The organism is Sphingomonas pollutisoli (genome assembly GCF_029167165.1).
GTDB lineage: Bacteria > Pseudomonadota > Alphaproteobacteria > Sphingomonadales > Sphingomonadaceae > Sphingomonas > Sphingomonas pollutisoli.
In genome coordinates this window covers 1-10,134 of sequence record NZ_JARFNJ010000033.1, presented here as the reverse complement: position 1 = coordinate 10,134, position 10,134 = coordinate 1, and the positions used below count along the sequence as shown (strand labels likewise).

Sequence of the window (10,134 nt, the reverse complement as noted above, 5' to 3'; positions counted from 1 at the left end):
ATAATTATTTGCGGCACGCTGGTCACCTTCGCCGCTTCGCGAGCGATCACTCACCAGTTGTTGCCGCTCGGCACTATCTAGCGGTTTGAGTCGTCCGGTAGCACCGCCATAGCCGGCCGGATCGGCAGCGTGCATCGCGGCCTAGAAGCTTCTCCGACCCCGATCGCCACCAGAATGACTCGGATCGGCGATGGAGTGAAAAGCGATCCTTGCGCCGGTGCCCCAAAAACGATCGGGCTGTCCAGCTTGGTCACCGGCACGAGCACATGTTGATCCGAAACCTGCCATGTCCCGGTTGATTGCAGAGTTGGGCGGTCAGTATTGTGGTCCTGAGGCCCGCACTATCTCAAGCGCCTCTTCGACATGAGCATCTGAAAGTTGTAGCGTCCACGTCCACACTTCCTCATCGCTGCCTCCGCTGCTCTTCCGCATCGCGCTAGCCGGCAGTCTAGAGAAGTAGCCTTTGTGGCGCTTGGCAAGCTCGCGGGCATGATAAGCGTTGTTGTGCTTGATCGTATTGTTAAGGTGATTGATTACAATCAGTTGCGGGCTGATCGCATAGCACTTTGCCGATGCTTTGCAGAGCGGATTGAAGTTGTCGTGCTGCCCGTTGAGCCCGGTCCATCCCCGGGCCGATACCTCCCAATAGTGAAACGCGCTGGTGACGAATGCTTCGCGCACGACGGTAACCGCTAGCGTCGCGTTCAGCGTCTCATAGTCGAGTTCATGTGCGGTGCTGCGAATGAGTACACCCTCTTCATCATACTCCCGATCATCCTCACCGCTTTCGAGGTAGCGCGTGTGAGCCTCATTGGCATTCTGCCGTGCTGTCTCCATCGTTGCGACTGACGCACGAAAGGCATCCCGAATACGATCGATTCCGCTTTGATAGGCGAAGGCTCGGAAACTCTCTGGAAGCGGTGCCATCGGCCTAATTACTTTCCCCAAAACATGTTCTCAGGCGATTGTTATTTGTGAGATATAACAAACCTGTGACCCTCTCGCCGGAAGAATTATAAGCAACTCCGGACAACCTGGCCGATACCATCAAAGTGGATGAGCAAGAAGCTCGGCACGACGGCCGCGCGCTTTGCAGTCTTCAACTTTCGCTCAAAAGCTGTTCGCGCGCGTGATCCGCGATCGAATGGATGCGCTCGGGGAGGAGGGCGCCCGCGATGCTGTAGCCGAGACCGTTACGCGACCAGGTAACGGAACCGACGGTGCCATCCATCTCTTCGGACATCGGCCGGTTCTGATCCACGCTCATTGGTCGCGTGAGCATCACCAACCGAGTGCCGGTTGCGTTCTCGTACATGGTGAGCAGTCCGGCGCCGTGGGGCGTCGCCACGAGACGCCCGCCAAGCAGCTTAAATCCTACAGACGAAAGATCGGGGATCGCAACAGGCCGGTTGAGCCGCTCGGTTCCCCAGGCGATGAGCTGGGCGCGGTCGGTTGCCGCGAGCTCGACAGGGCGTGTGCGATCAGGTGCGTAGACGGCATAACTGTTTGTCGCTTCCTGCGCGAGCGCGGCGATGCCGCGCGTCGGACGCATCTGGTCATGAAGCGTCCAGCCGCCAGCGCCGCCGATGGCCAGCAAGATCGCGGCGGCAGCCGCCTGCCATGCGCTCGCCCATCCTCTGCGCGGACGCACGACCAAATGCTCGACCAGCAGGTTCGGCGGGATCGGCTCTTCTACCACCGGTGCGAACGCGCGCCGCAGCACGTCACGCTGGTGCTGCAAGGACTCGATCCGTGCCAGTTCGGCGGGATGGGCAGCGAGCCATGCTCGCACTTCGGCATCGCGGCGCGCCTCCAGGCGTCCGTCGATATGCGCCTGAAGATCGTCTTCCGTGATGGGTCCGCTGGTCACTTCACTCTCCGCAGGTGCGAGATCATCGCTGGCTCGGTTCCGTCGAGAATGCGGCGCAACCTCTCGCGTGCCCGGGAAAGTCGGGACATGATCGTCCCGACCGGCACCTGGAGCGTGGCGGCCGCGTCCTCATAGGAGAGATCCTCAACTGTCACGAGGAGCAGCACGGCACGTTGATCTTCCGGCAACCGTTCGATCGCGCGAAGCACATCCTGTTGATGAAGTGCCTGGTCCTGCCGCGGTGCCTGCGCGAATACGCCCTCCGGCACCGCATCGATTGGCATGTGCGCCCCGCGGCGTGACCTCTGCTTGAGGCGATTGACGGCGAGATTGTGCAGGATGGCATAGAGCCATGGGCGCACGGCATCGCCACGCCGCTGGTTCCATCGCGAAATGGCGCGTTCAAGGCAGTCCTGAACCAGATCATCGGCCGCGGTCGCGTCGTGCAGGAGTGCACGCGCATAACGGCGCAGGCCGGGAACCAGGGGCTGCAGCAGCTCAACAAGGTCGTTCAGCGGTGTCTCCTCGCGCCATGATATAGGATGGACAATCGCATCGCCATTTTATTCCCGGCTCGCGATGAGCGATCGCGTCAGGGGCGGAACGCATGACTCATCAGACGCTCATGTCCGGAGAAGGGGATGGAGGGTTCGGCCGACCCTGCGCCGCGCATCAGGGGATCACGCCTCGACCAGGCGAGGGCTTTTGGCTAGGGAGATGAGAACGATTCTTAATAATGAAGTTGTCCAATGTTCTTGCGTGCCCTTGCTGTCCTCGTCTCTCTCCTTTCGGCTTTCGGCGCTCCACCGGCTCTCGCGCAAACGACACCCGCTCAAACGGTCTGGCGGCTGCTCGACTATGTTGCCGTCGATTATCCCGAGGCGATCAAGGACGGGAAGATTGTCAACGACGCCGAATATGCCGAAATGCAGGAGTTCTCGGCAACCGCATCCAAGCTGATCAGCGACCTTCCGGCCACCTCGGCTAAAGCGGATCTGAACCGACAGGCGGCGGCACTGCAACAGAACATCGCCGCGAAAGCCTCGGCCGACGTGATCGCCACGTCCGCCAGAAGCCTCGCGGCCAGCCTCATCAAAGCCTATCCCGTACCCTTGGCCCCAAATGTGGCGCCGGACTTCGCGCGCGGGAAGGCGCTTTACGCCGCACATTGTGCGATCTGCCACGGCGCGACAGGCGATGGTCACGGACCGCAGTCGGGCGCCCTCGATCCACCGCCGATCGCCTTCAGCGACGAGGCGCGGGCGCGAGAGCGCAGCATTTTCGCGCTCTATCAGGTGATCGAGCAGGGCCTGGACGGCACCAGCATGGCAAGTTTTGCAAACCTCCCGCCCAGCGACCGATGGGCACTTGCCTTCTACGCTGGATCCTTCGCCTATGCAGACGACCGGGCTGCAGCCGGCAAGGCGCTGTGGGATCGCGATGCCGATCTTCGCAAGCGCGTCGATCTCGAAAAGCTGGTCAGCACGACTCCGGCGGCGCTTGCGGGCGAGATCGGCGAAGATGAGGCACGGAACCTCGCCGCCTATCTTCGCCGCCATCCCGAGGCGACGACCATCACCCGGTCGGCCGGCACGTTGACGCTGGCCCGCACCCGGCTCGACGACGCATTGATGGCCTATGGGCGCGGTGACTACAAGGCGGCAACCGACCTGGCGCTCTCCGCCTATCTCGACGGCTTCGAGCCGGTCGAAGCCGTGCTGTCAGCACGCGACCATGCCTTGATGATCCGCATCGAAGGCGCGATGGCTGGCGTACGCGCCGGCATCGCAAGGCGCGAGTCAGTGGAGGAGGTGAGGGCGCGTGTTGCCACCCTCGACGGCTTCTTCGCCGATGCAGAAACGGCGCTGGCTCCGAGCGAGGCATCAACGACCTCCAGCTTCGTCGCTGCCTTCACCATTCTGCTTCGCGAAGGCCTCGAAGCCCTGCTGATCGTCACTGCGATGATCGCCTTCCTGACAAAGGCCGACCGCCGCGATGTGCTGCCTTATGTCCATGGAGGCTGGATCACCGCGCTGGCCGCGGGCGCCGCAACTTGGGCGGCGGCAACCTGGCTCATCACGATCAGCGGCGCGAGCCGCGAACTGACCGAAGGATTCGGCGGGGTATTCGCGGCACTCGTACTGCTCTGGGTCGGCACCTGGATGCACGGCAAGAGCAATGCACAGGCGTGGCAGCGCTATATCCACGAGACGCTTGGACGTGCGCTCAACCGGCGATCTGCATGGTTTCTTTTCGCCCTGGCGTTCATCGTCGTCTACCGCGAGGTGTTCGAGACGATCCTGTTCTACGCCTCGATCTGGAGCCAGGGTAATGGTGGCGCGGTGATTGCCGGAGCGCTCGCTGCGATCCTGGTCCTGTCGGTCATCGGCTTTGTTATGATGCGCTACAGCCGCACCCTGCCGATCGGTAAATTCTTCGCCTATAGTGCGGTGCTGATCGCAGCGCTGGCGGTGGTGCTGATCGGCAAAGGCTCCGCGGCGCTTCAGGAGGCCGGCTATCTGCCGGTGACGCCATGGCCCGGCTTTCCGCGCAACGAATTTCTGGGCCTCTATCCCACCCGCGAAACGATCATCGCTCAGCTCGTCATGATCGTTCTGCTCATCCTTGGCTTTGCCTGGAACCGGAGCAAGACGAGCCGTGCAATCGGGGCAGCCTAACGCGCGCAGGCGGGAAAGCCGCAAACCCCAACGCCGTCGCGGGAGCCTGCGGTCAGGCGAGCGGATCGATCCCGGTCGAGGCGGCAAGCCGCGTCAGGCCAGCTTCGCCGAAGAAATGCGCGAAACCCGCGCGCGGTTCGGGTTCGCCGCCCAGAAACCGGGCTGGTTCGCAACGCCACCGGTCCTTGGTCATTGACCGAATTTCCTCGACCGGCATCCATGCCACAAGCTTGGGCGCTGGGTCGCCCAACCCGGCGAACAGCGGGAGTGCCAATACCATATCCGGATGGAAGGCCGTGACCTTGCCGACATAGCCATAGCGCGCCTTGTCGGTCTTACCTTCGGTCGGATATTTGCCCTTCACCTGAACCGGGCGGACGATCGTGCCGCCATCTATTGCGAGCGTCGCGATGAAGTCGAAGCCCTGATCGCGATGAGGAAAATATATATTCCAACCGGCATCCGCCATGACACCGGCAACATACATTTCGGCAAAATAGTCGCGGCTCTTCCAGGCATTCATCGCATTGTCTCCGCCCGCGACACGCATGCCTTTAGGCTTTCCTTTCCATATTGGCGGTAACGCCTGCGAAACGACTGGACAAGCGGCCTACCGGTCTCTTGAAGATCATACAGACTGAACGGAGGGATGGGTGAACCGCACGACGGAAGCTTCGGCGCAGCCGCAGCATGGAGGGCTCGGTTGAGCATCCGCCAGCAATCCTACCTGGTCTGGCCGCACACGGCTTGTCCGCCCGCACTGCAAACCGCAGTCGGAACACCCAGACCTGCACTGACCCTCGATACGTTGGACGTCGCACGATGCGCTTGGGGCGAGATCCTTCAGACGGCGCCCCGGTCGACGGCGCTCGCCACCTTCTTCGACGACCTGTTGGCGAGCGGCCCCGATCTCGTCTGGCGCGGGACCGGGCCAGGCCTCGGCAAGGAGATGCGGCGTGCTTTCTCCGGTATGTTCGGCCGCTTTTTCGCACGCGCCTATCTCAGCCTGTTTCACGACTTTAGCTGGTTCCATCCGATAGACGGCGATCATGTCTTTCTCTCGCCGCGATGGATGATCACGCGATATCCCGGCGCCAAGCGCGACATGCCGGACTGGATCTGCGCCCGGCCCGGTGCCCTGGCGCTCGGTGAGGCCAAGGGGTCGCACCAGGCAAGCGGTGCCGTCGCCGGCGGCCGACCGGGGCCGATCAAGACGGCCATCGAGCAAATCCGCGGCACCCTTATCCTGCGCGGCACGCCGAACCCGTCGGGCCCGATGACCTGGACGCCACGTAGCGTGAAAGGATGGGCCGTGATGTCGCGCTGGGGCATAGAACATGGGCCGAGATCGCCCTACCTCTATGCCTATGATCCGAGCACCGAGGGCGAAGAACTGACGCCCGAGGAGACTGACGATCTCGTCCAAGCGGTTGCGCAGTCGCACATCTTCCTGACCGCGCGCGGTCTCGGCCTGCTGAAGTCTGACCAGGAAGGCGTCATCACTCCAGCGTCGCGCAGGCGTGTCCGTCTCGCCGGAGACGACGATGCAAAGCGAGGCTTCTTGGGCGCGATCATCACCCCATTCGGCCTGCTCGACCTCGATCTTGATCGGGCGAAGGCATTGGCGGCGTTGCTACCCAATCCGGATTTGGTCCGTTTCGTCGGCCTCGACGAGCAGATGTTTAACGCTCATCTCCGTCACCAGCCGCTGCAGCCGCTACATCGTCAGGTCATCGGCGACCTGACGATGGTCGGCAGCGACGGCCTGGTCGTGGCTCCGATAGAGCAGATCGGCGATATCACCGAGGTTCCCACGGAAGGATGAGCGCGCTGTTGCCGCATCATCCGCGCGTGTGACAGTGCGCCAACTGCCGCTGAAGGAGCAAAACGCTTGACTCTACGATTCTCAGGCGAAGGCCCGCTCTTTCCTGCCGCGCTAATCGACGCCATGCTCTCGGGCGATGTCGTCTTCCTGTGTGGTACCGGCATCAGCGCGCCACAGCTCCCCACCTTTCAGCAACTGGTCGACACAGTCTCGGGCGATCTTGGTGAACCACTCAACGCCTCGGAGACGCTCGCTTATGATGAAAAGCGCTACGAGGAAGTGCTCGGATCGATCGGCCGCCGTATGGCCGACCCCCGCGCGATGGCGCGTGCCGCGAGTGCTGCGCTGGCGGTACCAGCCGCACCGCAGCTCGATCAGCACAAGACCGTACTGCGCCTGTCGCGCGACCTCGGTAACCGCGTCCTCACCGTCACCACGAATTTCGACACTCTGCTTGAGCGCGCGATGCTCGACGCCGATCCCGCCGCTGATGTCGAGGCAGCGAGCTTCGCCGGCCAGGCGCTGCCGGCGCCCGGCGGCGCGGCGTTCTCCGGAATCATCCATCTCCATGGCCGGCTTGCCGACGCACAACTCTCCCTTGAAGCCACTCCGCTTGTCCTGACCAGCGCCGACTATGGCGATGCCTATATGCGTGGCGGCTGGGCCTCGCGCTTCCTCTTCGATCTTGCCCGCTGCATGACGATCGTGCTGCTAGGCTACAGCGCCGGCGATGCCCCGGTCCGCTATTTCCTCAATGTGCTGGAAGCGGACCGCGAGCGCTTCCCCGACCTGAAGCCTGTCTACGCCTTTGCACCTTATACGAACGATCCGGAGGAGGCGGAGAAGCCTTGGGGCACGGTTGCGGTGACGCCCATCCCCTATTGCGAGATCAATCCCGAAACCCTGGCGCGCGATCACGCACCGTTATGGCGGGATCTCGCTGCGCTGGCCGATCTGGTAGAGCGGCCCAATGCGCATCGCGCAGGGCGCTTGAGCGCGATCCTCAGCCGACCTGCGGCGACCCTCACAGATCCGCTACTCGCAGAACTGCGATGGCTGGCCGCCGGCGGTACCGATCCCTGGAAGATCGCCGTCGAGACGATCGAGGATCCATCCTGGTTCACGGTTTTCGAGGACAACAGCTTGTGGAACCGCAATCAAGCCGAATGGACGGTGGCCACTTGGGTCGCGAGGAATTTCGCGGATCGGACCCGCTTCCTCACCGCGGTCGACTGGCAAAACCGTCTCGGCAACACATTCACACAGCGCCTGTCTGTCCGGTTGGACCAGGCCCAGCCGGTGGATCCCGTCTGGCGTAAGGCCTGGCGTCAATTCGCCTATATCCGGACGCCTGACTCGTTCGCGCTGGAGGACCATCTTTTCGCGCTCAAAGGGCGACTGAAATCCGGCCTCGTGCTGGAGGAGGATATCCGCAGCGCTGTGGCAGCGCTCACGCCGGTTCTGCGGCTGGATCGGCCATTCAGGGGCCTAGACGCGGAAGAGGATGCCGCCGATACCATCGATGCGGAACCGCCGGCGCGCCTCGCAGATCTCGCGCGCGTAGATTTCGGCCGCGACTATCGCGATGAGGTGCCCGAACTTATCGAAACGCTGATCGGGATCCACGATCACGCGCCGAGGGTTCTCGCCTGCGCGACCACCGCCTTGATCGGCTCCGTTGCTCAAGCCGTTGGCCTCGACCGCATCCAGGGTGACGCGGACGACAGCGACTTCACCGTCCCCTCGGTCGAGGAACATCCCCAGAATACGCTCCATGGCGGCGTCCAGCCGCTCGTACGCGTAATCGTCGGCGCCTTCGCGCTTGCGGCCGCGGCGAACCGAGCGGAGACGCGCCGCATCGCGGCACTATGGCTGGATATGCCGGGTCGCATCGGCGCACGCCTAACACTTCATGCGATGCGCAACCCCGCCGCTTTCGATGCGGATGAGGCGATGGGCTACCTCCTCGAACTCGACAATACCCGATTCTGGGTCATCCGCCGCGAGATCGCCAAGCTGCTTGCCGATCGCGCAGGGGCTGCCGACGGCGCGCTCGTGACCGCCGTCGAACAGCGCATTCGCGAAACCGGCGACGACTATTTCGCTCGCTACCCGGTCGAGGAAGGGCAGCCGGACTGGCGTGCGCGTGCCCGCGACAATGAGGTCTGGCTCCGCCTGAGCGCGCTTGAGCAGGCGGGCGTGCTGTCGGCGGATGGCGCCGCTGCGCTCGCCGCAATCAGGCAGCGGCGTCCCTATCTCGATCGTCCGGTTCAGGACCGCGATTTCTTCTCCACCTATGCGAGCGGCGTGCGCCGGGTGGTCGGCGACATCGCGCCGATCACCAGCGCAGCGCCGCAAGACCGACTGGAGATTGTCCAGCGTCAGGTTGAGAGCAGCGACATCGAGCAGCGCCAAGGCTGGAGCACCTATTGCCGCACTGACCCGCGCGGCGCCTATGAAACGCTCGCCGGCGCCGCACTCACGCCGGTCAATCTCGATTTGTGGGACACATTGCTCTCAGCCATCAGCACCGGTGACGAGACGAGCAAGGCGGTGCGCGACGAAATCGCCGTGGAGGCCGTCGCCAAGCTCGCCGCACTTTCCGCCGACGAGCTCGGCCCCGTCACCGGCTCCGTGGTCGACATTTTCCTTTTCGGGCCGCGCGCCCAGCTCGCCGATCGTGAGACCTGGTACGACCGGCTCTGGGAAAGCCTCGGCGGCGACACGCGGGAGGCGGCCGAGCATGCCGACCTCGCAAGCGCGGTGATGAATGACCCTGTCGGGCGGCTCGTGCGCGTCCTCCTGCTCGAGCTTGAAGCGGGCGTAGCTGCCGAAAGCGCCGAAATTGCTCTGCAGCGTGAACGCCTCGCGCGCATTGCCGCTGCGCCGCACAGGCCGGGCTTCTATGCGCGCGTGGCACTCATCCAGCACATGGCCTTCCTCCAGCGCGTCGCGTCCACGCTGGTGGAGGCGCACCTCCTGCCGAGACTGGACGATGACGCGGAAGGGCCAGGCTTGCGTGCGGTGTTCATAACCTATGCCGCGATCACGCCCGAGCTGACCCAGACGATCCCCGCCATTATCCTGAAGGCCATCCGTGAGGCACGCCCGGGGATCGACAATGCCTTGCAAGTCGCCGCGGTCCTGCTCCGGCCGGCGCTTGCCGAACTTCGCGGTGATGCCGAGCCGGAATGGGGCATCAGCGCGGCCGATATCCGTCAACTCCTGCGGGTGGTCACAGGCGCCGTGCGCAAAGCGGTGCTCGATGTCCTAGCACTACTTTGGCAGGTTGAAGGAACCGACAGGAATCGTCATTGATTCGGATGTGTCAGTGTAGGCTGACGGATCCTTTACGATGGCGGTGGACGAGAGCTGGCGGATCGATCTGGAGCGATGGCTTGAACCGTTCCTGGTCGGGCTGTCGCATCCAGCGCGGCGCAGGATGTGCCCGTTGTATATTGCTGGTCTGATTGGTCCAGGTGACCGCAAGAGCGTGCAGCCTATGGCGGCTCGCGCCGGCGAGGTCGGCTACGACCAGCTTCATCATTTTGTCGCGGCGGGCGTCTGGGACAGCGCGCCTTTGGAGAGGGCTCTCCTGACGGAAGCGGATCGCCTGGTCGGCGGCGACGACGCTTTCCTGGTCATCGACGACACGGCGTTGCCGAAGAAGGGGCGCCACTCGGTGGGGCTCTGTTGCAAAAATCGTGAAGCTTGAGCATGCTTGGCGGAGATTGGACGGACGGAACGATGACGGATTTCAA

8 protein-coding genes and 1 pseudogene are annotated in these 10,134 nt (G+C 63.4%); 4 read left to right on the top strand and 5 right to left on the bottom strand.

Going from position 1 to position 10,134, the window contains the following annotated elements; genetic code table 11:
• Positions 1-315: 315 nt before the first annotated feature.
• The 3 genes from PX554_RS26120 to PX554_RS26110 form a co-directional block, all read right to left on the bottom strand.
• Positions 316-927: a hypothetical protein gene (locus PX554_RS26120; protein WP_275504988.1), complete on the bottom strand. Its 612-nt coding sequence runs from the start codon at positions 925-927 to the stop codon at positions 316-318.
• A 172-nt stretch (positions 928-1,099) separates the two neighbouring features.
• Complete coding sequence (locus PX554_RS26115) at positions 1,100-1,741, bottom strand: anti-sigma factor (RefSeq protein WP_275504987.1); 642 nt, start codon at positions 1,739-1,741, stop codon at positions 1,100-1,102.
• A gap of 125 nt (positions 1,742-1,866) precedes the next feature.
• On the bottom strand, positions 1,867-2,355 hold the full coding sequence (locus PX554_RS26110) for a sigma-70 family RNA polymerase sigma factor (protein ID WP_275504990.1): 489 nt from the start codon (positions 2,353-2,355) through the stop codon (positions 1,867-1,869).
• Positions 2,356-2,619: 264 nt separating this feature from the next.
• Here PX554_RS26110 and PX554_RS26105 point away from each other — a divergent pair, with 264 nt between their 5' ends.
• Positions 2,620-4,548, top strand: a complete 1,929-nt coding sequence (locus PX554_RS26105) for a cytochrome c/FTR1 family iron permease (protein WP_275504986.1) — start codon at positions 2,620-2,622, stop codon at positions 4,546-4,548.
• 52 nt (positions 4,549-4,600) lie between these two features.
• On the opposite strand, the gene PX554_RS26100 is transcribed toward PX554_RS26105, so the two are convergent.
• Entirely contained in the window at positions 4,601-5,098 is a 498-nt protein-coding gene (locus PX554_RS26100; RefSeq protein ID WP_275504985.1) for a hypothetical protein, read from the bottom strand.
• 153 nt (positions 5,099-5,251) lie between these two features.
• Here PX554_RS26100 and PX554_RS26095 point away from each other — a divergent pair, with 153 nt between their 5' ends.
• Positions 5,252-6,373, top strand: a complete 1,122-nt coding sequence (locus PX554_RS26095; RefSeq protein ID WP_275504984.1) for a hypothetical protein — start codon at positions 5,252-5,254, stop codon at positions 6,371-6,373.
• Positions 6,374-6,484: 111 nt separating this feature from the next.
• Here PX554_RS26095 and PX554_RS26090 read toward each other — a convergent pair whose 3' ends face one another.
• Complete coding sequence (locus tag PX554_RS26090) at positions 6,485-6,943, bottom strand: hypothetical protein (protein ID WP_275504991.1); 459 nt, start codon at positions 6,941-6,943, stop codon at positions 6,485-6,487.
• On the opposite strand from PX554_RS26090, the gene PX554_RS26085 reads away from it, so the two are divergent.
• Positions 6,839-9,691: an SIR2 family protein gene (locus tag PX554_RS26085; protein WP_275504989.1), complete on the top strand. Its 2,853-nt coding sequence runs from the start codon at positions 6,839-6,841 to the stop codon at positions 9,689-9,691. The genes PX554_RS26090 and PX554_RS26085 overlap by 105 nt on opposite strands.
• A 37-nt stretch (positions 9,692-9,728) precedes the next feature.
• Positions 9,729-10,064 (top strand): annotated as a pseudogene (locus PX554_RS26080) (transposase); the annotation flags it as partial.
• Positions 10,065-10,134: the final 70 nt, after the last annotated feature.

Excerpts from the sequence above, each read along its gene's own strand:
- PX554_RS26105 (WP_275504986.1), top strand. The coding sequence starts at position 2,620 with ATGTTCTTGCGTGCCCTTGCTGTCCTCGTCTCTCTCCTTTCGGCTTTC.
- PX554_RS26085 (WP_275504989.1), top strand. The coding sequence starts at position 6,839 with ATGCTCGACGCCGATCCCGCCGCTGATGTCGAGGCAGCGAGCTTCGCC.
- PX554_RS26090 (WP_275504991.1), bottom strand. The coding sequence starts at position 6,943 with ATGGAGATGGATGATTCCGGAGAACGCCGCGCCGCCGGGCGCCGGCAG.
- PX554_RS26100 (WP_275504985.1), bottom strand. The coding sequence starts at position 5,098 with ATGCGTGTCGCGGGCGGAGACAATGCGATGAATGCCTGGAAGAGCCGC.
- PX554_RS26120 (WP_275504988.1), bottom strand. The coding sequence starts at position 927 with ATGGCACCGCTTCCAGAGAGTTTCCGAGCCTTCGCCTATCAAAGCGGA.